Below are 21,884 nucleotides of genomic sequence, written 5' to 3' on the forward strand. Positions count from 1 at the left end.
CAGCCGGGCAGAACCTACCCGACCGATCTGAGCGCAGCAACCAATATCAGTAGTTTCGCAGGATTTTCAAAGCCGCTGCGTGCAGGTCCGGGTTTGCGGCCGCCAAAGCACGACCGCCATTGTGGGCCGGGCCACCCTGCCAGTCTGTCACGACACCACCTGCGGCCTCGATAACCGCGATTGGGGCTTGAATATCGTATGCGTTCAGGCCGGACTCGATCACCAGATCAACCTGCCCCGCCGCCACCAGCGCATAGGCATAGCAATCCATACCATAGCGGGTCAGTTTTGCTTGCCGGGCCACAGCCTCGAACCCCGAACGTTCTTCGGGCGTACCGACCTCGGGGAAGGTGGTGAAGACAATTGCCTGATCCAAAGCGGACGTTGAGCGTGTTTGTAAAGCTGCCGTCCCCGTCGGCCCAGTGACTTGCGCTATGTCCGCCGAGCCTACAAACCGCTCGCCGATATACGGCTGATCAATCACACCCATGATCGGGCCGTGAGAGGTACTGAGGGCAATCAACACACCCCAGGTGGGTGTTCCGCTGATGAACCCTCGGGTGCCGTCGATGGGATCGAGAACCCAGGTGCGGCCACTGGTGCCTTCGTCGCGGCCAAACTCTTCGCCAAAGATGCCGTCGTTGGGACGATGGCGCGCCAGAACCTCGCGCATTGCCTTTTCGGCATCGCGGTCGGCGATGGTGACAGGGTCGAACCCGTCATCCAGTTTATTCGAGGTCTGAAGATTGGTTTGCCGGAAAAACGGAAGAATGGCCACGCGTGCCGCGTCGGCCATTTCTTCGGCTACTTCCAGATCGCTTAACGAAGACTCTTGCATGCGTTACCCGTGCGGCGCATGCGATACAGAGTCAACCCGCGAATTTATGCTACGTCGCTGAGAACCCGAGCCAGTTCGAACAGGCGGCGGCGCTGGTTTTCGGGAATCGCATAATAGGACCGCACAAGATCCAGAGCTTCCTTGTCCCCCATCAGATCGGCAGGAACCGATTTTTTGCCAGTGCTCTCTTTTTCGGCCTCTTCCAGACCTTCGAAGAAAAAACTGACGGGAACGTCCAATGCCTCAGCAATATCCCACAGGCGAGACGCGCTGATCCGGTTGGCACCCGTTTCATACTTTTGAATTTGTTGAAACTTAATACCAACTTGCTGAGCCAACTGTTGCTGGGTCATGCCAATCAGCCAGCGGCGATGTCGGACGCGCTTGCCCACATGGACATCGACGTGATGGGTCATTGGTATTCTCCTCTACTACACACAACTACCAAGGGCGCGTGATCTTTGTCATCGCAACACTAGCGAGTCGTGCTTAACCACTCCCTAATTTTGGATCATGCCCCCAAAACAGCACCATAGCGCAATATTGCCTCATTTGGGTATTTTTTCAAGAAGGTTGAATTTGTTTCGGGCGACAAAGATTTAGGGTTGTACAATTTCGACGCAGCGTCTTGGCCTGCACCGCCAACCAATTGTGCACCAGACAACCGACACCGTCGGGAAATGATTGACAATCCGCAGTTGAAACGAATCTATGCCCCGAAAAAAGGACGGAGCGCGATCATGCTGGCATACTCTATTCCAACCGAAGGCGCCGCAGCCCGACTGAGTGAAGTCGCCCTGCCCGAGCCCGGCGCAGGACAGGTTCGCGTCGCTATAAAGGCTTGTGGACTGAACTTCGCTGACCTGTTGATGCAGAAAGGGACCTATCAGGACACACCGACGGCTCCGTTCACGCTTGGATTGGAAATCGCCGGTGTCGTCGACAAGCTGGGCCCGGACGTCGCGCACCTCAGCCTCGGAGATCGCGTGGCTGTATATTCAGGTCAGGGCGGCCTGGCTGAGTATGGCGTCTTTGACGCGAACCGGGCGATCCCCCTGCCCGATGGGATAAGCTTTGAAAACGCTGCAGCGATCCAGATCGCTTACGGCACCAGCCACATCGCCCTGGACCATCGCGCGCACCTCCAACCCGGCGAAACCCTGTTGGTAACTGGTGCAGCAGGCGGCGTCGGGCTGACAGCCGTCGAGATCGGCAAACTGATGGGCGCCACTGTGATCGCCCATGCACGGGGGCAGGACAAACTGGATGTCGCCCGCGCGGCAGGTGCCGATTATCTGATCGACGCGTCCGAAGACCTGCGCGCACGCGTCAAGGAACTGGGCGGCGCGGATGTCGTCTATGACGCAATCGGCGGCGACGTGTTCAAAGCCGCGTTCCGGGCAACCAACCCCGAAGGCCGACTGCTGCCCATCGGATTTGCAGGCGGTGATGTTCCGCAAATCCCGGCGAATCATCTGCTGGTAAAAAACCTGACGGTGATTGGATTCTACATCGGCGGCTACCTGAAGTTCCGACCCCAGATCGTTCAGGACAGTTTTGACACACTATTTGGCTGGCTCGCTGAGGGTCGGATCAAGCCCCATATCAGCCATGTGCTTCCATTGGCCGAAGCCGAAAAGGGCATGGACCTGCTGCGCGACCGGGTTGCCACCGGCAAAGTCGTGGTGACGCCCTGACAGGCGCTTACCCAACAACAGCCTTTAACGGCGCGCTGCCCAGCATACGGAAGTTCTGACGAACCAAGGTGGCCAGAGCCTCAACGACGGCACCGCGTCCGGCCTCGCCCCCATACAGGTTGATCATGTGCGCTGGCAGATCGGGCAGCGCCCCTGCGGCATCGATCTGTTCGAGATGTGCCGCCTCGGTGCCGTCAAGCATAGCGTGAACAGCCAGGTCAGCGCTGACGGTGGCCTCGATGGTGCGGTCGTTTTCCGTTTCGACCGACAGTTCCCACGGGATGCCCGCCGCGTCCAAGGCCGAAATCATCTGCGGCCGGAACACGCACCGTCGGCCAACTGCCAGAGGGATCGGGCGCTTGCGCCATGCCGACCCGCCCGGAGCACCAATCCAGCGCAACGGCAACTCGGCCACGGTTTCAGATCCGTCCGCCGTCGAAGCCTCGGTCGTCAGAATCAGATCGCATTCGCCGCGATTGAACATCTCTTTCAGCTGCAGCGAATAAGACGATACCAATTGCACGCGGACCCGCGGGAAGTCAGCGTTGAACCGTTGCAAAACCCGAGGAATGGCCGGGTAGACGATGTCATGCGGAACGCCCAGAACAACTTCGCCTTCGTAAGCCTGGTCCGTGAGCTTAGATATCACCTCATCGTTCAAAGCGATCATACGCCGGGCATAGGCCAGCAGTTGTTCACCAGAGGCCGTCAGCGCAATTGTGCGACCACTGCGGTCCAGCAACTCCAAACCCAGCAACTCTTCCAGCCGCTTCAGCTGCATGGAAACAGCAGACTGAGTCAGATGCAGAAATCCGGCGGCCCGCGTCACGCCGCCCTGATCCGCAACGGCAACAAATGAACGAAGGGTGGTGATGTCCAGATTTCGCATGTTCACAGATCCTTATGCATCTCTTCAAAAATATTCATTTTCAAAATGTGACATATCAGTCCATATAAATCAAGGAAGTTGATGGAACCAATGAGAACCATCGGAATTCTATGAAAGGACAATAGACATGACCCAAATTGCACTCAAACAACACTGCAAGCCTCAGCGTCGCTTTTCGTTGTCCTCGCTTTGGGGGGCGCTGGCCCTTCAGCGTCAGCGCCAATCGCTTGCAAGACTGGATGACCGCGCCCTGGAAGACATCGGGATCACCCGTGAACAGGCCGAAGCCGAGGCCGCGCGATTTGTCTGGGACGCCCCGGATTTCTGGCAAAAGTAACGCATGTTTGCATCTTTTGACGTCGAAAGGCAGTCCGGATCACCGGGCTGCCATTTTTGTTGCGTGTTTTAGCCAGTTTCCGCCTTTAAACCCTTGAAACGCAGCCCGCACTTGCCGATATTTGCGGGGAACGGGGCCCGTATCGGGGCCACGATAAGAACTATGCGAAGGGAGACCCTTAATGGCACAATTTGACACGATCCGGACGGCGACCGGCGCGCGCGCTGCCCAGATTGACGAGGGCCTGCGCGCCCATATGAACAAAGTCTACGGCACGATGTCCGTGGGCATGCTGATTACGTTTGCAGCGGCTTGGGCGATCTCAGGCCTTGCGACCACAACCGATCCGTCAGCGGCGGCAGCACAGCTGAGCGAAAGCAAATACCTGACTTCGTTCGGCTACACCCTGTTCGCTTCGCCTCTGAAATGGGTGATCATGTTCGCACCGCTCGCCTTTATCTTTGGCTTCAGCGCCGGGATTAACCGCCTGTCCGCAGCCGGAGCACAGACCGTGTTCTATCTGTTTGCGGCGGTCATGGGTGTGTCGATCAGCTGGATTTTCCTGGTCTTCACCGGCCAGTCTATCATTCAGGTGTTCCTGATCACGGCGATCGCCTTTGCGGGCCTGTCGCTGTATGGCTACACGACCAAGAAAGACTTGTCCGCGATGGGCACGTTCCTGATCATGGGCGTTATCGGCCTGATCGTAGCTTCGATCGTGAACATCTTTCTGGCTTCTTCGGCTGTCGCCTTTGCCATCTCGGTTATCGGCGTGCTGATCTTTGCTGGCCTCACGGCTTATGACACGCAGAACATCAAGAACACTTACCTGCAGATGGCCCATTCGGGCGATCAGGAATGGCTGGGTAAAGCCGCCATCATGGGCGCGCTGAGCCTGTATCTGGACTTCATCAACATGTTCATGTTCCTGCTGCAGCTGTTCGGCAACCGCGAATAACGGCAAACCATTGTTCGAAATAAAAGGCGGGCCACATCGGCCCGCCTTTTTCGTTGGCATGCATCACCGGAAATGAAAAAGCCCTCACCAGCGCGGTGAGGGCCTTTGGATAAACTATCCGTTGGTTCGATCAGCTGCAATTCAGAGCCACGGCAAACCCCGAGCTGCGCGACGATGTCCCTTTGCGATACACTTCGCCAGTTGGCAAACACCCCGTAAACTGTTCGGCATTTTGACCAAATGCTGCGCCGATACTGTTGTCCACGCGTGTGCCATTGTTTGCAGTCCGAAGCACACCGAACAAAGTGCCGTTCACTTTGACGGTGCTCAGGTACAGATTGACATCCGAGCCGCTGAGGGCGACGGCGTTGGTGTCGGTCTGACCGCCATTATCGATCGCGACCCGCGCAACTTTCTGCAGCTCGGTTTCATCTGTGACCACGTTTACTGCGGGAAGGATGGCGAGTTCTGCCGGGATGTTCGTAGCCTGTGGCACAAACGCGACCGAGCCCGGCACATCCGAGACAGTCCGCGGCTCACCATCAATGCCGGTAAACCCCACGCCGGAACGGTTATAGGGGTCTTCGCAGGCCGCAAGGGCAAGCACGGTAATTGTGGATAACAAGATTTTTTTCATGGCGACCAACATTTTGGGACGGTTTGCTGAAGCGTATGGTCAAGGTGCTGCAAAAAGCAACCCGCCGCTCGGACGAATAGGAAAGGCGCTGATGCGCCACTGCAACGGCCAGGTTCTCGGCTCCAACCGGGTGTTCACCTGGCAGCGCCCGCAGGTGAAACAAAAAAGGGTTCCGCTGTTGCGGAACCCTTTTGAACTTGTCCAAGACGGACGGCAGATTATTTGATCTTGCCTTCCTTGTACTCGACATGCTTACGAACGACCGGGTCGTATTTACGAACGGTCATTTTCTCGGTCATTGTGCGAGCGTTCTTTTTGGTCACGTAGAAGTGGCCCGTGCCCGCGGTCGAGTTCAGACGGATCTTGATTGTCGTCGGCTTCGCCATGGTTATCTCCTGCGTCCGGAAAGGCAGGGGCCTTTCGGTTGAATTCCTATGAGCGTGCGCTTTTACGCCTTGCACGGCCCGTGTCAAGAGCTATCGGGCACATGGGTGACTGTTATGGGAACAGTCCAAGGCCTATAGGGTTGGCGCGCCCATATACGCGTGTATCTGGTCACGTTCGGCGTCCGATAAGCCCAACGCGGTAGCCAGTTGCCTCAGGTAAGACGCCTCGCGTTGGTTATCCAGACGAATCGCCGCCAGTGACGTGGCGTAGACCTGCGTTTTCAGCGGCGCACCGGATTCGGCAGCCAGCCCGATCACATCAATCGGGGCGTTCAGCTGGTCCTGAACAAAGGTGCGTTCCTCATCGCTGATATCGTCGCCCAACTCGCCGAGAATGGTTTCCTTTTCATGTTCATCCAGCTCTCCGTCCGCTTTGGCCGCCTGGATCATTGCGCGCAGCATCACCTTGGCCTGCACCTCCATCACGGCACCGCCCGGAGTGCCCTTGAACACCGTCTCCATCATGTCCACGGTTTGCTGGCTGCCGGTCTTTGCCGCGCCTTGCATGGCATTCATCAACCCGCCGAGACCAGCAGCCCCGGCCGGGTTCGCCATGCCGAGTTTTCCAATCATTTCCTGCAATCCTGCTGCGCCCCCCGGCATGCCGAACTGTTCCGCCATCTTGCCAAGCTGATCCATGCCAAAGCCGCCTCCGGCACCTTGCATCATGTCCTGCAGCCCGGCCATTCCACCCATTTGCTTGTATTTCTCGATCCCTTTTGCGGCGGCAAATCCAACCGCGACCGAGGCCAGCGCTTTCATGAAACTCATAACAATCCTCCCGGTTCTCAAAATGCGTTTCCGCAACTTAACAGATTTCTGTGACGCAATCATTCACTGCCGCAACGGGCGGCTAAACAGATTACGCGAAAGGCCACATGGCGCGCTATCTTAGGTTAAGAGATATTGGCAGACCGCAGCGCCAGTTTGATCCAATGATCTTGCAACAGGCGTATTCCCGCACATGCCTGAACCTAATTTGTATGAAATTCGAATTTGTGATAGTTTTCGCCCAACAAAAATCCCAAGAAACCAATTTCGGGTTCGGTCATCGAGGCACCATGAACAGGCAAGCGACTGCAATAGCAGAGTTTGCATGATTGATATTGTTTTGGGGGGCATCATGACAGAGTGGACCATCAAGGGCGAAGAATTGGCCAATTGCAATTGCAACTTTGGCTGCCCGTGCCAGTTCAGCGTACTTCCGACACACGGCAATTGCGAAGCCGTCGTCGTGTTCGACATCGAAAGCGGTCACTACGGAGACACTGATCTGGCCGGGGTGCGAGCTGCCGGAGTGTACTACTGGCCAGGCCCGATCCATGAGGGCAACGGCCAGATGCAACTGATCATCGACGAAAGCGCCAGCGTAGATCAGCGCGCGGCCCTTCAGGCCATCATGACGGGTGAAGATACCGATGAGATGGCCACGATGTGGTACGTCTACAGCGCAATGGCGCCGACCAAACACGAAACGCTTTACGTTCCGATTGAACTGAACTGGAATCGTGACGAGCGTACGGGCTTTGCCAAGGCAACGGGGATATTCGACGTCGAGGTCAGCCCAATTCCGCATATCGTATCCGGCGCGGCGCACAGGGCTTCGATTCAACTGCCCAACGGGTTCGAATACCGTCACGCCGAGGCCGCCTCTGGCTCGGCCAAAACACATGGCGGTGAAATCAGTCTGACCTTTGACGCGACCCATGCTCATCTGGCCCATCTGAACATTTCGGGCCATGGTGTCCTGGGCGCCTGATCCGGGGCATACCATGACATCGCACCCCACTCCGCCTCGCACAGGGGCGGTCGAGCGGCTGATGCTGCATGACCGGGCCATCGTACTTGGAGGCGTGTTCCTGATCGTTCTGGCCTCGGCATGGTACACCATTGCCGGAATTGGCATGAACATGACCGCCACCGAGATGACCCGGATGGCCGGCCCGATCGGAGAGCCCATGCAAATGGGCGGTCCACCCGTTTGGGATCTGCAATACGCGATCCTGATCTTTCTGATGTGGTGGGTCATGATGATCGCGATGATGACGCCCAGTGCCGCTCCGGCGGTTCTGCTGTACACGGCGATAAAGCGGGTCGGTCGTGAAAGGGACAAGGCGGCGCGTTTCAGCTTTTGCTTCTTAACGGGATATCTGATCGCCTGGGCATTTTTCAGCCTTATTGCGACCAGCTTGCAATGGGGGCTGGAAAGCGTCGGGTTGTCAGATGGACCCATGATGACAATCCGGTCCAAGGCCTTTGCCGGGTGCGTTCTGATTGCCGCCGGAGCCTATCAGTTGTCCGACCTCAAAACCGCATGCCTGAAGCACTGTCAGAGCCCTGCCCGGTTCATTGCAGATCATAATCGGCCCGGAGCCTATGGCGCGCTCCGAACCGGAGCATTGCACGGGTTGTACTGCCTCGGCTGCTGCTGGGCATTGATGGCGCTGTTGTTCGTGGGCGGTATCATGAACCTGTACTGGATCGCCGGTATTGCCGTGTACGTGGCCCTGGAAAAGCTGCTGCCCGGCGCGCGCTGGCTGCCCGCACTGACGGGAATAGTGCTGATCGCAGCGGGTTTGTGGGTCGTTCTGGACGCAGTTCTGACTGGATTCTGAAGCAAGATTACAGGCCGTGGAGCCGGCCAATTTCATAGTTCCAAAAGCATTGACCCAAGGAGGAGAGATAATGCCTGTTTTCATCACATACGCGTCCTATTCGCAGGAAGGCGTCAAAGGAATGCTGAAGAAACCCGCAGATCGCACAGCGCCTGTAAAGCAGCTGTTGAAAAAAGTCGGCGGCAAGTTACTGGCGTTTTATATGACCACCGGGGACAATGATGTTGTGGTCATCAGCGAGGCCCCGGATGGCACGGATGCAGTTGCAATTGGCATGGCCGTTGCCGCGTCCGGCGCTGTTTCAAAGATTGAAACGGTACGTGCCTGGACGGCGAAAGATTTCGTCGCCGTCACCAAAAAAGCTGCGAAACTGACGGGTGCCTACACGCCGCCGGGCAACTGATCGGGAAATACGCGCGGAGGGCCTGTAAGCCGGATCTTGTTCCGGGGTTGCCCCCTTCGATGACCATTCCTCTAGGCCGCGCATTGCTGCGCGGCTCAAGCTGCCAACCCGGTCCCTCTCGGCCAAGACGCGCTTAGCGGTGGTATCGGCTGACGCCGACCATCCCGCGCGGGGACCCTATTTGGCATTGCTCCCGGTGGGGCTTGCCGTGCCGCCGCTGTTGCCAGCGGCGCGGTGGGCTCTTACCCCACCGTTTCACCCTTACCACGTTTTGCCGAAGGCGAACCTTCGACAGGCCGTGGCGGTCTGATTTCTGTGGCGCTTTCCGTCGGGTTGCCCCGCCCGGGCGTTACCCGGCACCGTTGTCTTGTGGAGTCCGGACTTTCCTCTCGGGCCTAAGCCCCAGCGGCCATCCGGCCCTCCGCGCATTTGGGTGGGTACGCTCTGGGCCCAGCGGCGTCAAGGGTGGATGAGGGCGCGAAGGGGCCAGCCCCTTCTTGGCCTGCGGCCAATTCAACCCCGAGGTATTTTTGGCCGGATGAAGCGCGGATCAGGTTTGTTTGGTTAAAGGTGCGAGATCGGCAGAGCGCAACGGGCCTTTGCCCCAGGGTCGATAGCGCAAGCGGACAGCGGACAATAGGGTTTCGTCGTCAACATCGGCGCTGAAACCAGCGGCCCTTGCCAAAGCGCGGAACTGATCCACTGGAGCGTCTCGAGGTCCTTCAGGGTCTCCGCGTCGCCCGGCCAGCGCGTTGCGTTCCAGTCGCAACCAGTCAAATCGGGAGCCCGGATCAAATTTTCGGCCCGGGGCCATGTCGGAATGTCCGATTACACCGTTTGGATGAATGGCCCAGCGGTGCATGATCTGGCGCAGCAACCGCTCCAGCACGTTCATTTGTGGCTCAGAGAACGGATGCCGGCCGGTGTTGTCCAGCTCGATGCCGATTGAGCGGGAGTTGATGTCGTTCTGCCCATGCCACTCTCCGGCCCCGGCATGCCAGGCGCGGTCCCTTTCCCGAACCATCTGCCAAAATGTTCCGTCAACACCGATCAGGTAATGCGCCGAGACCTCATGAACGGGGTCGCACAGCCGGTCCAGCGCGTCCTGCGCGCTGTCCATGGCCGTATAGTGCAGAACGATCAGCGACGGCGTCAGCCCGTCCCTGCGCGGCCCGAAATTGGGCGATGGGTGCCAGATCGGCGACAGCGATTCAGTTGTTGACGGCACTGCGGAATGCACTGGGATCCCAGCCGCAGGCGTAGCCATCGCCATCAGGGTCCAGCCCATTGCGATCACGCTGCGGGCCTCCATTGGCCAGAAATTCGATCTGAGCCTGATCCGGCGATGGGAACTTGGCGCAATTACGCTGAGCCTTGGCCTCGAGGTTGAAACCGGCACGGCTGTAGAGTTGTGTGCCAACAGGGTTCGAAGTGCTCAGAGCGTATTGCACGATATTCGGTTGCCCATCCGAACCACGTTGCGGAACGGCGGTCGGGGTGACGACTTCGTAGGTTTGGCGGTTCTGCTGAATTAGTGCCGCGTCGGATTCAATTGTGCGACGGCCCGATACGGCCTCAAAATCCTGTTCATCGGAGATCGCGTTGTTGCTGGTCGCAGAAAGCGGGGCTTGAGTGACCGTACTCTGCCCCGATGTGCTGGCCAAAGCAGCAGCTGTTGCTGAGGCTATATCAGCGTTGTCACCCGTCGGCGTGGTGCCGGGAGCGCCCAGTTGCTGTTCTGAGACTTCAGACGGGCCAACCAGAGGGTTTCCGGTATACCCCTGCCCTGCCAGCGCAGCCTCGCGCTGCGCCTGGTATTGGGGCGTGTTGAAACCTGTACCCTGGACCGGGGCCACCGTGTTGCAGGCGGCCACAAGCCCGATTGCGGGGATCAGAAGCGTAAAGCGCATTCGGCTGCTCCGTCTTAGCTCGTCTTGCCTGATCCGAGGATTACCACCATTTGCCCGGCTTGGCCACAAACCCCGCGGCGCTTTCCAGCGCATAGGCTGTGTTCAGCAGATCGCCTTCGTCCCAAGGACGGCCGATTAGCTGCAGACCAAGCGGCAGACCCTGCTTGTCCAGACCAGCCGGGACCGAGATACCGGGCAGACCGGCCAGGTTCACCGTTACGGTAAAGACGTCGTTCAGGTACATCTGCACCGGATCCGCTTCGGTCATCTCACCCAGGCCAAACGAGGCCGAAGGCGTTGCTGGCGTCAGGATCGCATCAATGCCAGCAGCAAAAACGTCTTCGAAATCTTTCTTGATCAGCGTCCGAACGCGGCGCGCACGATTATAGTAGGCATCGTAGAAGCCAGCCGACAGAACATAGGTACCGATCATGACACGGCGTTGAACTTCGTGACCAAAGCCTTCGGCGCGAGTCTTCTCGTACATCTCGGTGATGCCATCGCCCTGCGCCAGCTGTGCGCGGCGGCCATAGCGGACACCATCGTATCGAGCCAGGTTCGAGGACGCCTCAGCCGGGGCAATAACGTAATATGCAGGCAGCGCGTATTTGGTGTGCGGCAGAGAGATATCGACGATCTCGGCACCCGCAGCTTTCAGCATCTCGGCACCGTCAGCCCATAGCTTTTCGATTTCGGCGGGCATGCCGTCCATGCGGTATTCTTTTGGGATACCGATTTTCTTGCCCTTGATGTCGCCTGTTAGCATGGCTTCGAAATTTGGAACTGCCAGCTCGGTGCTGGTCGAATCCTTAGGATCGTGACCACACATCGCCTCGAGCATGATCGCAGCGTCGCGGACGTCCTTGGTCATCGGGCCTGCCTGATCCAGCGAGGAAGCGAAGGCAACGATACCCCAGCGCGAGCAACGGCCATAGGTCGGCTTGATGCCGGTGATGCCGGTGAAGGCGGCGGGCTGACGGATCGAACCGCCGGTATCGGTGCCGGTCGCCGCCAGACACAGGTCAGCGGACACGGCCGAGGCCGAGCCACCCGACGAACCACCTGGCGTCAGTTGCGCGTCGTCATTGCCGCGCCGCCACGGGCTGACCGCGTTGCCGTAAACGGAGGTTTCGTTGGACGAGCCCATCGCGAACTCGTCCATGTTCAACTTGCCCAGCATCACTGCGCCTGCGTCGGCCAGTTGCTGCGACACGGTGGATTCGTATTCGGGCTTGAAGCCTTCCAGAATCTTCGAAGCTGCCTGCGAGGGTACGCCCTTGGTGCAGAACAGATCCTTGATGCCGATCGGCAGGCCGCACATCGACGGGGCATCGCCAGCCTTGATCCGCTCATCCGCAGCCTTGGCGCGCTCCAGCGCGATCTCGGGTGTCTTGTGGACAAAAGCGTTCAGCGCGTCCGCGTCATCGATGGCCTTGAGGCAGGATTCGGTCAGCTCGACCGAAGTTACTTCACCCTTACGCAGCGCGTCGCGGGCTTCGGCCAGGCCCAGTTTGTTCAGATCGCTCATGTCTTACTCCACAACTTTGGGAACAGCGAAGAACCCTTCGCGCGCATCAGGGGCGTTGGCCAGAACCTTGTCCTGCTGATTGCCATCGGTGACCACATCCTCGCGACGCTTCAGGCGCATCGGTTCGACCGAGACCATCGGCTCGACGCCTTCGACATCCACTTCGTTGAGTTGCTCGATGAACCCAAGGATGGTGTTGAACTCGGATGCCAGCGCCGGCAGCGCGTCATCCTCGACCTTGATCCGGGCCAGTTTGGCCACCTTGGCGGCATTGCTTTGGTCAATCGACATCGGATATCCTCATATGCGTTAGGGGGCATTTACCTGTCTGGTCGTCGGGTCGCAAGACCGCCGAGGCCCCGATCCTGCCTTGGATCTGTCGCGAAGGTCCACAAAATCCGATCCGGTCATTCATTTCTGCATACCCCCTATGCGAAAAAGTAAACCGATTAGTTCATTTTACCTCTTGAAAAACTGAACTGAACTGTTCACTTCATATGGCATGGCACAGCCTATTAATCGGAGAAAAGCGATGAAAACGTTCATGACCGCCCTTGTATTGGCCACCACAGTTCTTGCAGCGCAGGCACAAGCAGGCGCTTTTGGCCCAACCATGGACACCCTGACCCGTAGCCTGATGTTCCCCGATCAGGTTTCCGAGCCCGTCACCCAGGATCAGACCAAGCCGGGCAAGTAACATGACCCGCGGCTGGGTCGGCCAAACTGGTGCCGACCCGGCAATTGCTTGCTGCGCCCCATGCAGCAAACCGTTACGATGGCACGAAACGACCCACCGGTCTGCGCTGCAGATCCGGCAAGCCAACGGAGCGAAAGATGAACGCGCGCAAGCAAGCTGTTCTGGACGCAATTGATGCGGCCAACTCACAAGACCCCAACCTGGAAGACGGCCAGCCAGCCGAGCTTTTGTATGGTCAGCGCATGAGCGCCGAGTTGGATCGATTGTTCCCGGATGCATCCGATCCGTTGCAGTTCGCCGCAAGGGGTCAGCATGTCGAACGGTGGAAACTGGCGCGCAGTGAATACCCGGAAGGTCGCGCTGGATACCTGACATGGCGCAAAGCCCAAGGCGTTCATCACGCTGACGTTGTGACGGGCCTGATGGAACAGAGCGGCTACAGCGCCGACGATGTCGAAGCCGCTGGTCGGATGCTGCGCAAACAGGGCATCAAGCGCGACGCAGAGGTGCAGGCATTGGAGGACGTGATCTGTTTTGTTTTCCTCAAATGGTACTTCGCTCCGTTCGCCAAAAAGCACTCCGCCGAGAAAATCCAGAACATCGTCGAGAAAACCGCCCGCAAAATGTCAGACGACGGCCGGGCGCGGGTTTTGTCCGAATTCGACCTGCCCGACCATCTGGCCGCGGCGTTTCAGACCTGAGCCGCGCGGGCCAGGTGCCGCCGATAGACCTCGATCATCCAGCCCAACATCATGGCGTTCAGGATGTGCCACATGAAATGCGTGCCCAGAGGGATCTGCCCGCAAATCGGTTCGTCCAGCGCGCGAAAGGTGATCGAGGCGATCAGAATCACCGCTCCGATGGCTAAACCACGGGCGGTGTCCGGCACCCGATGGCGTAACAGAAACGCATAGATCAGAATCAGCAACGGAACCGGCGCATATGCAGCTGATCCACCCAAACCCGGCACAAACTGGAACAGGGGCACGGTCGCCGCGGCATAAGGGATGAACAGCGCCGTCACGACCCCGGCCGCCAACGGCCGCATATGCCAGACGTCCCGGTTGATCGCGAAGATATAAACCAGAATGTACAGCAGGATCGGCAGAACATCCGCCATCGCGGCCCAGACCTGCGCGTGGGTATGAAACAGGTAACTGCCAAGCCCGATGGCGGCCAGAATAACGACCAGCAACGTCGCCAAAGGCATCCCTAGCCCACGCACGCGCCGCCACATGACAAAAGCTGCAATCAAAAACGCGGCGTTTGTCACCGCGTTTATAGGTTCGGCCCAATAGGCGGGCGACAAGCGCTCGCAATAGCCATCAATTTCCTGAAACCAGTCCATGAACTTTTACATATCCGATGTTAGATTAAAGCCAACACTTTGTTTGGGAGGACTATTTCATGGATATCATTTGGCTGGGTCACGGCAGTTTTCGCATCGAAACTGGTGGTCAGGTTCTGCTGATCGATCCCTGGCTGACGGGGAACCCGGTCTTGTCCGAAGATCAACATGACGCCGCGCTGGAAGGTGCGACTCATATCCTTCTGACGCACACGCATTTCGACCACGTCGCGGATGTCGTCTCGCTGGCCAACCACCTGAAGGTTCCCGTTGTCGGGCAATACGATCTGATGGGGTATTGGAGCGAGGCCGAGGGGCTGGAAACCATCGGCTATAATAAAGGCGGAACCGTGAACCTGAACGGAGTCAAAGTGTCGATGGTTCCAGCCTCCCACAGCTCGACCTTTTCCACACCCGACGGACTGCGCACCGGTGGTAGCGAGGTCGGGTTCATGATCGCCTCGGAAGGACGCATGCTGTATGTCTCGGGTGACACCGACATCATGGCCGACATGGATTGGATGGGAGATTATTACAAACCCGATATCGGCATTCTGTCAGCCGGTGGCCATTTCACGATGGATATGAAAGCCGCCGCGTATGCGGCAAAGCGCTATTTCGACTTCAAAACGGTGATTCCATGTCACTACAAGACGTTTCCGGTTCTGGAACAATCGGCTCAGGCCCTGATTGACGGTTTGCCGGGTGTGGAGGTCATTGAACCGGAAGTGATGACGTCGATACGGCTATAAGATATAGTCAAAGTCGTATTTTGAACCAAAATCTTCAAAGAATGGATGATCGTATTGCCACATCTCCGGAATTGGAGGCCATAGTACAAAGGTGGGTCTCGGCATTTGGCGCGCGTGATACAGATGTCGTCGTCAATTTGTTTTCAAAGTCCAGTGCTCTGACCTATCTGGGATCAGCGGACAATGAGTTCTGGATCGGAGACGCTCTTCGGACCGGGTACAAAGCCTATATCGAGGACGTCCCGAAATTCGTTATCAACGAGTCCAGCATCGTCGCGCATGAATTTGGCCCGGTCGGTTGGGCTGTCTGGCGCGCCAAGGTCTACGCGCCGGAAACAGACAAGGCCGTGGATTTTCGTATTTCCTTTGTATTCATTCTTGAAGACGCCGTATGGCGCATTGTTCAGATCCACAATTCCAATCCCGTTTCGAATATTGAAGCAATGGGGTTCGAATCCCAAAGTTTCGACGACCTGTTGCTGGCCGTGGATCAGGAAGAATTACAGCAAAGCCCTTCAGGCATATTGTCGATCATGTTTACCGACATTGCCGATAGCTCGGCCATAGCACAGGCAATCGGTGATCATCTCTGGAACCGGGCCGTCAGACACCACTTGGAAAAAGTCGAAGCGGAAATCGATCAAACAGGCGGGAAAATGATAAAATCGCTGGGCGACGGAACAATGTCCGCGTTCCCAACGGCCCATAGTGCGCTTGAGGCAGCCCAGTCGATCCAACGGAAATTGCATTCCGACAAAAACGAACCACGCCTTCGGGCCAGAATTGGCATTCACACAGGTGATGTTCTCGAGACCGACGGGGACTATTTTGGAACGGTGGTAAACAAAGCGGCGCGGATCGCCTCTATGTGCGCCCCGGATGAGATTCGTGTGTCAGACGCCACCAGAATAATGGTTGGAAGTGGGACTCAGTTCTCGTTTTCCGATGCCGCAACCGTGCCGCTGAAAGGCCTGAAGGGAGATCACAAGATTTACAGGCTTGACTGGCAGAAGTGACGTCGTTGCACGGCGCCAATTTCAGGGCGACCGCCTCTCCACAAAGAAATATCTCAGCAGATTTTCGGATTCCTTTGCCGAGAGGCCGTCGTAAACCTCGGGCACATGATGGGCTTGCGGATGCGAAAACACGCGTGCGCCATGAGCCACACCACCGGATTTCGGATCGGAGGCCCCGTAATAGATGCGCCGGATACGTGCCGCAGCTAAAGCCGCCGCACACATCGCGCAGGGTTCCAACGTCACATAAAGATCGTGGTCAGGCAGACGCTCGGACCCGGCTTCGGCGCAGGCTGCTCGCAGGGCCAGAATCTCAGCGTGGGCGGTAGGATCATTCAGCTCCCGCGTACGATTACCAGCAGCGGCAACGACCTTGCCGTCGGCCGAGACGATGACCGCGCCCACCGGAACTTCGCCGCGATCTGCCGCCGCGCGCGCCTGCTCCAGCGCGAGTTTCATGTGAGATCTGAACTCCATGCCCCTGACTGCCTCAGAAACCCGTCTTTCGCAAGCGGCCGGGATGCGCTATGGCCTGCGGATGAGCAACACCCCTCCTCCCGGCGACCGGATCGCCAAAGTCCTTGCCCGCGCAGGCGTCGCCTCGCGTCGTGAAGCTGAACGCATGATCGAAGCCGGTCGTGTGAGTGTGAATGGCAAGACCATCAACAGCCCTGCGCTGAACGTCACCGCCAAAGACAAGATCACCGTTGATGGCAAACCGGTATCGGAACCAGAACCGTCGCGCCTGTGGCTGTATCACAAACCGTCGGGTTTGGTGACGACGACGCGCGACGAAAAAGGGCGCGCGACGATCTTCGACAACCTGCCCGAGGACATGCCCCGCGTCATGAGCGTTGGCCGGCTGGACCTGAACTCGGAAGGGTTGCTGCTGCTGACCAACGACGGCGGCATCAAGCGCAAGCTGGAATTGCCCGCGACAGGCTGGCTGCGGAAGTACCGTGTGCGTGTGAATGGCCGCCCCAAGGATGAAGATTTTGCCCCATTGCGAAAGGGGCTGGTGATTGAGGGCGAACGCTTTCAGCCGATGACCGTGACGCTGGACCGCCAGCAAGGGGCAAATGCCTGGCTGACAATCGGACTGCGCGAGGGCAAGAACCGAGAGATTCGCCGCGCGATGGAAGATATCGGTTATGCCGTGAACCGTCTGTTGCGCGTATCCTATGGCCCCTTTCAACTGGGGAATTTGAAACCCGGCGAGGTCGAGGAAATTCGCCGCAGGGTCATGAGGGATCAATTGGGTCTGGACGCCGAACCCGACACCCCGGCCAAACGACCCGTCCGCCCCCAGAGAAAACGGCCTCCGATCGGCAAGAAACCTCGCAAGTGACGCAGGTTATACAACCTTCCCCCTAGCGCCATGGCCTCTCATGGCCTAGATTTCCCTCAGGGGCATCATTGGGGGGCGCCATGTCCGGGACCGGAGTGCAAAAACTGGCCTATGTCGTGCTGCTAGCGCTTATGTTGGGCGTCTGCACCGGCCTGCTTGGGGGCTTGTGAGCACATGGCCAAACGCTATGGCGGAAAATACAGCCCCCAGGGCGACACGTCGGATCAACCTCCGCGCGGCCAGTATGACGGCGCACGTGTCGAACCCGCCGGGGCACGCGCAAACCTGTTGTTTCTTCCTGCCGTCCCGCTGGTGTTTCTTTCCCTGAACGACGGTGCTGTCGGAATGACAATCGGGCTGGTTGCCGCCGGTGTTTTGACGGCTGCCGCTTTTCTGCTGCGTGAAGGGCTGCGGGCCGAAGCTGCGTACCATTCCCGACGCACCGCCCGACGCCCGGCTTTTCCAAGAAAAATCTTCTCGAGCCTGTTGACCGGACTTGGGATCGGTCTGGCCGCCTATCGCACCGAGTTTCTGGATGCTGCGACAGCGTCCGAAGCCAGCCTGATAGCCCCTATCCTGTTTGGTGTGGCGGCGACCGTCCTGCATTCCGTCTCCTTCGGAATAGACCCGATGAAGGACAAGGGGATGGAAGGCGTCGACACCTTTCAGCAAGACCGCGTCGCCCGTGTAGTCGAGGACGCCGAAACCCACCTGTCCGAAATGACGGACGCCATAAAACGCGCTGGCGACCGCCGGATCGAGGCGCGTGTAGAACGGTTTCAGGACACTGCGCGCGACCTGTTCCGCACGGTCGAGGAAGACCCGCGTGACTTGGCAGGCGCGCGAAAATACCTGACGGTTTACCTTCAGGGTGCACGTGACGCGACAATCAAGTTCGCAGATGTTTATTCCCGCACCCGCGATGCGCAGGCTCTGGCAGACTTCTCGGCATTGCTGGATGACCTTGAACAAAATTTCGCGGCACGTACCCGTAAAATGCTTTTGGATGACCGCAGTGATCTGACGGTTGAAATTGATGTGTTGCGCGAAAGACTGCAACGCGAAGGCGTCCGGTTGGACTGACCGGCCATTATTTGAGAGAGGATTATCCCCATGTCCGATGACATCAAGAACAAGGCGGTCGAAGCTGAAACTCTGGTGCAGGAGGTGACGGCCGTTGCCCTGCCCGACCCCACGGCCGAGGTCGTCTCACTTGAGGAAGCCGACGAACCTGTTGGCGCTGAAATCCGCAAGCGGATGGCAGAGATCGACATGGAGAACACCAACTCGATCGTCTCGTTCGGGTCCTCCGCACAGGCCGAACTGCAGGAAATTAGTCAGGCCATGTTGGCGGATGTGCGCAACAAGGATGTGGGCCCTGCCGGTGACAGCCTGCGCAACATCGTGACCACGATCCGCGGGTTTTCGGTCAGTGAACTGGATGTCCGGCGCGAGCGCAGTTGGTGGGAAAAACTGATCGGCAAGGCCGCGCCTTTTGCCAAGTTCACCGCGCAATACGAAGAAGTTCAGGGGCAGATCGACCGTATCACCGATAATCTTCTGTCGCACGAGCATACGCTGCTGAAAGACATTAAGTCGCTGGATATGCTTTATGAAAAGACGCTGGATTTCTATGACGAACTGGCGCTGTATATCGCTGCGGGTGAGGAAAAGCTGACCGAACTGGACAGCCATGACATCCCCGAAAAAGAGGCCGAGGTTCAGGCCGCGCCGGAAGACGGGCAGGTCATGAAAGCGCAGGAGCTGCGCGATCTGCGTGCCGCGCGCGATGATCTGGAACGGCGCGTTCATGACCTGAAACTGACGCGGCAGGTTACGATGCAATCCCTGCCATCGATCCGGTTGGTGCAGGAAAATGACAAGTCGCTGGTGACCAAGATCAACTCGACACTCGTCAACACCGTGCCTCTGTGGGAAACGCAGTTGGCACAGGCCGTCACAATCCAGCGCAGCGCCGAAGCAGCCTCAGCCGTTCGTGACGCGAATGACCTGACGAATGAATTGCTGACATCCAACGCTGCCAATCTGCGTCAGTCGAATAAGATGATCCGCGAAGAAATGGAGCGCGGCGTCTTTGATATCGAAGCGGTCAAACAGGCCAATGCTGACCTCATCGGCACAATCAACGAAAGTCTGGCAATTGCGGACGAAGGCAAGGCCAAGCGCGCTGCGGCCGAACAGGAACTGCAGAAGATGGAAGCCGAACTGCGCGACACGCTGGCCGCCGCCAAGGCACGCAAGGACGGGGTTGGCGACAACGCGGGAACTGCGGTTTCGAGCTAAAGGCAGGCTGGGCGTGCGATTTTCGAGTGTACTGAAACCCGCGTTGGCGCTTGTATCGCTGCTGGCTTTGGCCAATTGCGATGAGGCGCTGACGTCGTCCGTTGTTCCGGAACAGCGCCCCGTCGCACCAGCGCCCAAGCCCAACGCCTATGTCCCGCCGTCAGCCGCCAGCCAGGATTTGACGCGGTTTTATGAACGAGTTGAACGTGACTTGCTGACAAGGGGCCTGTTGCGCACCGATGGGGGTGGTCCGGATACCCCCTATGACGCTGACGATCTGGCGCGCAATTTCGAAGCGATTGCCTTTTACAGCGAATACCCCGACCACGCGGTGGCCGTAGCATCCCGCCAAACGGACGGGCAGCTGAGCCGTTGGGCGGGGCCTGTGCGCGTCCAAACCGAATTTGGCCCCTCTGTCCTGCCGGCCACGCGCACGCAGGACGTGGCCGAGGTCGAGTCGTATTCTGCCAGACTGGCCAGAGTGACAGGGCATCCGATTTCGGTGGTCAGCCGAAGGGCCAATTTTTACGTCTTCTTTGCGGGCAAGGACGATAGCGCCTACGTGGTAACTCGTCTGAAACAGTTGATCCCGAATATAAGCCAGGATTCTCTGGATCTGGTGGCAAACCCGCGCTCCGATATCGATTGCTTTGTTTTTGCGCTGGGCAACAGCTCGGCCCCAAACAGATACGTTCGGGCCGTGACACTGATCCGGTCGGAACTGCCAGATCTGCTGCGTCGCAGTTGCATTCACGAAGAGATCGCTCAGGGATTGGGGCTGTCCAACGACAGCCCGGCTGCACGTCCGTCGATTTTCAACGACGATGACGAATTTGCGCTGCTGACCAGCCATGACGAAAAACTACTGACAATGTTGTATGATCCGCGCTTGGAAACCGGTGTTTTGGTAGACAACGCCCGCCCCGTGGTGCGGATCATTGCACGAGAACTGATGGGCCAGCCGCTCTGAGCCCCGGAAGAGGAGAACCCCAATGGGCATTTTCGATTTTCTGACCGGAGAATTCATCGACGTCATCCACTGGGTCGACGACACCCGCGATACCATGGTCTGGCGGTTCGAACGCGAAGGGCATGCGATCAAATACGGCGCCAAGCTGACCGTGCGCGAAGGCCAGGCAGCGGTTTTTGTCCATGAAGGGCAACTGGCGGACGTTTTCACCCCGGGTCTCTATATGCTTGAGACCAACAACATGCCGATCCTGACGACCCTGCAGCACTGGGATCACGGCTTTCAGTCTCCGTTCAAGTCCGAGATCTATTTCGTCAACACGACCCGTTTCAATGATCTGAAATGGGGCACCAAGAACCCGATCATGCTGCGGGACCCCGAGTTCGGACCGACCCGAATCCGCGCCTTCGGCACCTATACGGTCAGGGTCAAGGACCCGGCGAAGTTCCTGATTGAAATCGTCGGCACTGACGGTGAATTCACGATGGATGAGATCAGCTTTCAGATCCGCAACATCATCGTGCAGGAGTTCAGCCGCGTCATCGCAGGCTCTGGCATCCCAGTTCTGGACATGGCGGCCAACACCGCCGATCTGGGTAAGCTGATCGCTGCCGAAGTTTCGCCTGTTCTGGAAGGCTACGGGCTGGAAATGCCCGAGTTCTATATCGAGAACATCTCACTACCGCCCGCTGTCGAGGCCGCGCTGGACAAGCGCACCTCAATGGGGCTGGCTGGCGATCTGGGCAAGTTCACGCAATACTCCGCAGCCGAAGCGATGACCGCCGCGGCCAACAACCCCGGTCAGGGAGGCGGCATGGGTGCCGGTCTTGGCATGGGCATGGGCATGGCGATGGCACAGCAGATGTCGAACATGGCAGCGGGTCAACCGAGCGGCCCGTGGGGAGCGCCCTCCCCCGCTGCCCCGCAACCACCAGCGCATGCGGCACCGCCGCCCCCGCCCCCGGTTGAGCATGTCTGGCATATCGCGGTGGACGGCCAGACCAGTGGTCCGTTCTCGAAGGCCAAGATGGGGCGCATGGCGACGGACGGAGAAATCACCCGTGACACCCATGTCTGGACCGCCGGTCAGGATGGCTGGAAGAAGGCCGGGGATGTGCAGGAACTGGCACAACTGTTTACGATCCTGCCTCCGCCTCCGCCGGGTGCTTGACTTCGGCATGAATGGATGAC

At 58.3% G+C, this 21,884-nt stretch carries 28 protein-coding genes and 1 other RNA gene; 16 read left to right on the forward strand and 13 right to left on the reverse strand.

Annotation, left to right across the window (positions count from 1 at the left end; all coding sequences use genetic code 11):
* Window positions 1–46: 46 nt before the first annotated feature.
* On the reverse strand, window positions 47–814 hold the full coding sequence (hisN, locus tag MHN28_RS06405; RefSeq protein WP_370645674.1) for a histidinol-phosphatase: 768 nt from the start codon (window positions 812–814) through the stop codon (window positions 47–49).
* Between the two features lie 68 nt (window positions 815–882).
* Window positions 883–1,254, reverse strand: coding sequence for a helix-turn-helix domain-containing protein (locus tag MHN28_RS06410; RefSeq protein WP_239337245.1), 372 nt, complete (start codon window positions 1,252–1,254; stop codon window positions 883–885).
* Window positions 1,255–1,578: 324 nt separating this feature from the next.
* On the opposite strand from MHN28_RS06410, the gene MHN28_RS06415 reads away from it, so the two are divergent.
* Window positions 1,579–2,535 (forward strand): NADPH:quinone oxidoreductase family protein, encoded by a 957-nt coding sequence (locus MHN28_RS06415; protein ID WP_239337247.1) that lies wholly within the window; start codon window positions 1,579–1,581, stop codon window positions 2,533–2,535.
* 7 nt (window positions 2,536–2,542) lie between these two features.
* Here the strand turns inward: MHN28_RS06415 and MHN28_RS06420 are convergent, their stop codons facing one another.
* A complete protein-coding gene (locus MHN28_RS06420) occupies window positions 2,543–3,424 on the reverse strand; it encodes a LysR family transcriptional regulator (protein WP_239337249.1) in 882 nt (293 codons plus the stop codon).
* A 127-nt stretch (window positions 3,425–3,551) separates the two neighbouring features.
* Here MHN28_RS06420 and MHN28_RS06425 point away from each other — a divergent pair, with 127 nt between their 5' ends.
* Together MHN28_RS06425 and MHN28_RS06430 are read left to right on the forward strand one after the other, a co-directional pair.
* A complete protein-coding gene (locus tag MHN28_RS06425) occupies window positions 3,552–3,761 on the forward strand; it encodes a DUF1127 domain-containing protein (protein WP_239337251.1) in 210 nt (69 codons plus the stop codon).
* A 181-nt stretch (window positions 3,762–3,942) separates the two neighbouring features.
* Window positions 3,943–4,719, forward strand: coding sequence for a Bax inhibitor-1/YccA family protein (locus tag MHN28_RS06430; RefSeq protein ID WP_239337252.1), 777 nt, complete (start codon window positions 3,943–3,945; stop codon window positions 4,717–4,719).
* Window positions 4,720–4,849: 130 nt separating this feature from the next.
* On the opposite strand, the gene MHN28_RS06435 is transcribed toward MHN28_RS06430, so the two are convergent.
* Entirely contained in the window at window positions 4,850–5,356 is a 507-nt protein-coding gene (locus MHN28_RS06435) for a hypothetical protein (protein ID WP_239337253.1), read from the reverse strand.
* Here MHN28_RS06435 and MHN28_RS06440 point away from each other — a divergent pair.
* A complete protein-coding gene (locus tag MHN28_RS06440; RefSeq protein ID WP_239337254.1) occupies window positions 5,355–5,582 on the forward strand; it encodes a hypothetical protein in 228 nt (75 codons plus the stop codon). The genes MHN28_RS06435 and MHN28_RS06440 overlap by 2 nt on opposite strands.
* On the opposite strand, the gene rpmG is transcribed toward MHN28_RS06440, so the two are convergent.
* Window positions 5,575–5,742: a 50S ribosomal protein L33 gene (rpmG, locus tag MHN28_RS06445; RefSeq protein ID WP_007799108.1), complete on the reverse strand. Its 168-nt coding sequence runs from the start codon at window positions 5,740–5,742 to the stop codon at window positions 5,575–5,577. The two genes, MHN28_RS06440 and rpmG, sit on opposite strands and share 8 nt — an antisense overlap.
* Window positions 5,743–5,874: 132 nt before the next feature.
* The gene (locus MHN28_RS06450) at window positions 5,875–6,573 is read right to left on the reverse strand and encodes a DUF533 domain-containing protein (RefSeq protein WP_239337255.1); all 699 of its coding nucleotides are present in this window, start codon (window positions 6,571–6,573) and stop codon (window positions 5,875–5,877) included.
* A gap of 325 nt (window positions 6,574–6,898) precedes the next feature.
* Here MHN28_RS06450 and MHN28_RS06455 point away from each other — a divergent pair, with 325 nt between their 5' ends.
* The 3 genes from MHN28_RS06455 to MHN28_RS06465 all read left to right on the forward strand — a co-directional run bounded on the left by MHN28_RS06455 (window position 6,899) and on the right by MHN28_RS06465 (window position 8,820).
* Entirely contained in the window at window positions 6,899–7,561 is a 663-nt protein-coding gene (locus MHN28_RS06455) for a DUF1326 domain-containing protein (RefSeq protein WP_239337256.1), read from the forward strand.
* 13 nt (window positions 7,562–7,574) lie between these two features.
* Window positions 7,575–8,417 (forward strand): DUF2182 domain-containing protein, encoded by an 843-nt coding sequence (locus tag MHN28_RS06460; RefSeq protein ID WP_239337258.1) that lies wholly within the window; start codon window positions 7,575–7,577, stop codon window positions 8,415–8,417.
* A 70-nt stretch (window positions 8,418–8,487) separates the two neighbouring features.
* The gene (locus MHN28_RS06465) at window positions 8,488–8,820 is read left to right on the forward strand and encodes a GYD domain-containing protein (protein WP_239337260.1); all 333 of its coding nucleotides are present in this window, start codon (window positions 8,488–8,490) and stop codon (window positions 8,818–8,820) included.
* Window positions 8,821–8,829: 9 nt separating this feature from the next.
* Here MHN28_RS06465 and rnpB read toward each other — a convergent pair.
* From rnpB to gatC, 5 genes are all read right to left on the reverse strand, one after another.
* An RNA gene (gene rnpB / locus MHN28_RS06470) (RNase P RNA component class A) lies at window positions 8,830–9,245 on the reverse strand.
* Between the two features lie 125 nt (window positions 9,246–9,370).
* The gene (locus tag MHN28_RS06475; protein WP_370645675.1) at window positions 9,371–10,087 is read right to left on the reverse strand and encodes an N-acetylmuramoyl-L-alanine amidase; all 717 of its coding nucleotides are present in this window, start codon (window positions 10,085–10,087) and stop codon (window positions 9,371–9,373) included.
* Window positions 10,032–10,730: a hypothetical protein gene (locus MHN28_RS06480; RefSeq protein ID WP_239337265.1), complete on the reverse strand. Its 699-nt coding sequence runs from the start codon at window positions 10,728–10,730 to the stop codon at window positions 10,032–10,034. Before MHN28_RS06480 ends, MHN28_RS06475 begins: the two co-directional genes overlap by 56 nt.
* Before the next feature lie 40 nt (window positions 10,731–10,770).
* Window positions 10,771–12,258 carry an Asp-tRNA(Asn)/Glu-tRNA(Gln) amidotransferase subunit GatA gene (gene gatA / locus MHN28_RS06485; protein WP_239337268.1) on the reverse strand — a complete coding sequence of 496 codons (1,488 nt, stop codon included), beginning with the start codon at window positions 12,256–12,258 and terminating at the stop codon, window positions 10,771–10,773.
* Window positions 12,259–12,261: 3 nt separating this feature from the next.
* Window positions 12,262–12,549 (reverse strand): Asp-tRNA(Asn)/Glu-tRNA(Gln) amidotransferase subunit GatC, encoded by a 288-nt coding sequence (gatC, locus tag MHN28_RS06490; protein ID WP_058275619.1) that lies wholly within the window; start codon window positions 12,547–12,549, stop codon window positions 12,262–12,264.
* A gap of 253 nt (window positions 12,550–12,802) precedes the next feature.
* On the opposite strand from gatC, the gene MHN28_RS06495 reads away from it, so the two are divergent.
* Window positions 12,803–12,955, forward strand: a complete 153-nt coding sequence (locus tag MHN28_RS06495) for a hypothetical protein (protein WP_239337271.1) — start codon at window positions 12,803–12,805, stop codon at window positions 12,953–12,955.
* A 137-nt stretch (window positions 12,956–13,092) separates the two neighbouring features.
* Window positions 13,093–13,656 (forward strand): DUF4202 domain-containing protein, encoded by a 564-nt coding sequence (locus MHN28_RS06500; RefSeq protein ID WP_239337273.1) that lies wholly within the window; start codon window positions 13,093–13,095, stop codon window positions 13,654–13,656.
* On the opposite strand, the gene MHN28_RS06505 is transcribed toward MHN28_RS06500, so the two are convergent.
* Entirely contained in the window at window positions 13,647–14,303 is a 657-nt protein-coding gene (locus tag MHN28_RS06505) for a ceramidase domain-containing protein (protein ID WP_239337277.1), read from the reverse strand. The two genes, MHN28_RS06500 and MHN28_RS06505, sit on opposite strands and share 10 nt — an antisense overlap.
* A gap of 59 nt (window positions 14,304–14,362) precedes the next feature.
* Between MHN28_RS06505 and MHN28_RS06510 the strand changes: the two genes are divergently transcribed.
* The gene (locus tag MHN28_RS06510) at window positions 14,363–15,055 is read left to right on the forward strand and encodes a metal-dependent hydrolase (protein WP_239337280.1); all 693 of its coding nucleotides are present in this window, start codon (window positions 14,363–14,365) and stop codon (window positions 15,053–15,055) included.
* Window positions 15,056–15,096: 41 nt separating this feature from the next.
* On the forward strand, window positions 15,097–16,071 hold the full coding sequence (locus MHN28_RS06515; RefSeq protein WP_239337282.1) for an adenylate/guanylate cyclase domain-containing protein: 975 nt from the start codon (window positions 15,097–15,099) through the stop codon (window positions 16,069–16,071).
* A 21-nt stretch (window positions 16,072–16,092) separates the two neighbouring features.
* Here MHN28_RS06515 and MHN28_RS06520 read toward each other — a convergent pair whose 3' ends face one another.
* Window positions 16,093–16,548, reverse strand: a complete 456-nt coding sequence (locus MHN28_RS06520) for a nucleoside deaminase (protein ID WP_239337284.1) — start codon at window positions 16,546–16,548, stop codon at window positions 16,093–16,095.
* On the opposite strand from MHN28_RS06520, the gene MHN28_RS06525 reads away from it, so the two are divergent.
* The 5 genes from MHN28_RS06525 to MHN28_RS06545 all read left to right on the forward strand — a co-directional run bounded on the left by MHN28_RS06525 (window position 16,547) and on the right by MHN28_RS06545 (window position 21,864).
* Window positions 16,547–17,419 (forward strand): pseudouridine synthase, encoded by an 873-nt coding sequence (locus tag MHN28_RS06525; RefSeq protein ID WP_239337285.1) that lies wholly within the window; start codon window positions 16,547–16,549, stop codon window positions 17,417–17,419. The two genes, MHN28_RS06520 and MHN28_RS06525, sit on opposite strands and share 2 nt — an antisense overlap.
* Before the next feature lie 174 nt (window positions 17,420–17,593).
* On the forward strand, window positions 17,594–18,502 hold the full coding sequence (locus MHN28_RS06530; protein WP_239337286.1) for a 5-bromo-4-chloroindolyl phosphate hydrolysis family protein: 909 nt from the start codon (window positions 17,594–17,596) through the stop codon (window positions 18,500–18,502).
* Between the two features lie 30 nt (window positions 18,503–18,532).
* Window positions 18,533–19,723: a toxic anion resistance protein gene (locus tag MHN28_RS06535; RefSeq protein ID WP_239337287.1), complete on the forward strand. Its 1,191-nt coding sequence runs from the start codon at window positions 18,533–18,535 to the stop codon at window positions 19,721–19,723.
* A 13-nt stretch (window positions 19,724–19,736) separates the two neighbouring features.
* On the forward strand, window positions 19,737–20,693 hold the full coding sequence (locus MHN28_RS06540; protein ID WP_239337288.1) for a DUF2927 domain-containing protein: 957 nt from the start codon (window positions 19,737–19,739) through the stop codon (window positions 20,691–20,693).
* A 22-nt stretch (window positions 20,694–20,715) separates the two neighbouring features.
* Entirely contained in the window at window positions 20,716–21,864 is a 1,149-nt protein-coding gene (locus MHN28_RS06545; protein ID WP_239337289.1) for an SPFH domain-containing protein, read from the forward strand.
* Window positions 21,865–21,884 lie beyond the last annotated feature (20 nt).

The sequence above is a fragment of the Ruegeria sp. Ofav3-42 genome (assembly GCF_022347725.1).
GTDB lineage: Bacteria > Pseudomonadota > Alphaproteobacteria > Rhodobacterales > Rhodobacteraceae > Ruegeria.

Bases quoted from the DNA above. Each gene is read 5' to 3' on its own strand.
- MHN28_RS06525 (WP_239337285.1), top strand. From the start codon at position 16,547: ATGCCCCTGACTGCCTCAGAAACCCGTCTTTCGCAAGCGGCCGGGATG.
- MHN28_RS06440 (WP_239337254.1), top strand. From the start codon at position 5,355: ATGGCGACCAACATTTTGGGACGGTTTGCTGAAGCGTATGGTCAAGGT.
- gatA (WP_239337268.1), bottom strand. From the start codon at position 12,258: ATGAGCGATCTGAACAAACTGGGCCTGGCCGAAGCCCGCGACGCGCTG.
- MHN28_RS06475 (WP_370645675.1), bottom strand. From the start codon at position 10,087: ATGGCTACGCCTGCGGCTGGGATCCCAGTGCATTCCGCAGTGCCGTCA.
- MHN28_RS06480 (WP_239337265.1), bottom strand. From the start codon at position 10,730: ATGCGCTTTACGCTTCTGATCCCCGCAATCGGGCTTGTGGCCGCCTGC.
- MHN28_RS06410 (WP_239337245.1), bottom strand. From the start codon at position 1,254: ATGACCCATCACGTCGATGTCCATGTGGGCAAGCGCGTCCGACATCGC.
- MHN28_RS06415 (WP_239337247.1), top strand. From the start codon at position 1,579: ATGCTGGCATACTCTATTCCAACCGAAGGCGCCGCAGCCCGACTGAGT.
- MHN28_RS06545 (WP_239337289.1), top strand. From the start codon at position 20,716: ATGGGCATTTTCGATTTTCTGACCGGAGAATTCATCGACGTCATCCAC.
- MHN28_RS06425 (WP_239337251.1), top strand. From the start codon at position 3,552: ATGACCCAAATTGCACTCAAACAACACTGCAAGCCTCAGCGTCGCTTT.
- MHN28_RS06520 (WP_239337284.1), bottom strand. From the start codon at position 16,548: ATGGAGTTCAGATCTCACATGAAACTCGCGCTGGAGCAGGCGCGCGCG.
- MHN28_RS06455 (WP_239337256.1), top strand. From the start codon at position 6,899: ATGATTGATATTGTTTTGGGGGGCATCATGACAGAGTGGACCATCAAG.
- MHN28_RS06460 (WP_239337258.1), top strand. From the start codon at position 7,575: ATGACATCGCACCCCACTCCGCCTCGCACAGGGGCGGTCGAGCGGCTG.
- MHN28_RS06430 (WP_239337252.1), top strand. From the start codon at position 3,943: ATGGCACAATTTGACACGATCCGGACGGCGACCGGCGCGCGCGCTGCC.
- MHN28_RS06530 (WP_239337286.1), top strand. From the start codon at position 17,594: ATGGCCAAACGCTATGGCGGAAAATACAGCCCCCAGGGCGACACGTCG.
- MHN28_RS06450 (WP_239337255.1), bottom strand. From the start codon at position 6,573: ATGAGTTTCATGAAAGCGCTGGCCTCGGTCGCGGTTGGATTTGCCGCC.
- MHN28_RS06510 (WP_239337280.1), top strand. From the start codon at position 14,363: ATGGATATCATTTGGCTGGGTCACGGCAGTTTTCGCATCGAAACTGGT.
- MHN28_RS06435 (WP_239337253.1), bottom strand. From the start codon at position 5,356: ATGAAAAAAATCTTGTTATCCACAATTACCGTGCTTGCCCTTGCGGCC.
- MHN28_RS06535 (WP_239337287.1), top strand. From the start codon at position 18,533: ATGTCCGATGACATCAAGAACAAGGCGGTCGAAGCTGAAACTCTGGTG.
- MHN28_RS06515 (WP_239337282.1), top strand. From the start codon at position 15,097: ATGGATGATCGTATTGCCACATCTCCGGAATTGGAGGCCATAGTACAA.
- MHN28_RS06420 (WP_239337249.1), bottom strand. From the start codon at position 3,424: ATGCGAAATCTGGACATCACCACCCTTCGTTCATTTGTTGCCGTTGCG.
- MHN28_RS06495 (WP_239337271.1), top strand. From the start codon at position 12,803: ATGACCGCCCTTGTATTGGCCACCACAGTTCTTGCAGCGCAGGCACAA.
- MHN28_RS06500 (WP_239337273.1), top strand. From the start codon at position 13,093: ATGAACGCGCGCAAGCAAGCTGTTCTGGACGCAATTGATGCGGCCAAC.
- MHN28_RS06505 (WP_239337277.1), bottom strand. From the start codon at position 14,303: ATGGACTGGTTTCAGGAAATTGATGGCTATTGCGAGCGCTTGTCGCCC.
- MHN28_RS06465 (WP_239337260.1), top strand. From the start codon at position 8,488: ATGCCTGTTTTCATCACATACGCGTCCTATTCGCAGGAAGGCGTCAAA.
- rpmG (WP_007799108.1), bottom strand. From the start codon at position 5,742: ATGGCGAAGCCGACGACAATCAAGATCCGTCTGAACTCGACCGCGGGC.
- gatC (WP_058275619.1), bottom strand. From the start codon at position 12,549: ATGTCGATTGACCAAAGCAATGCCGCCAAGGTGGCCAAACTGGCCCGG.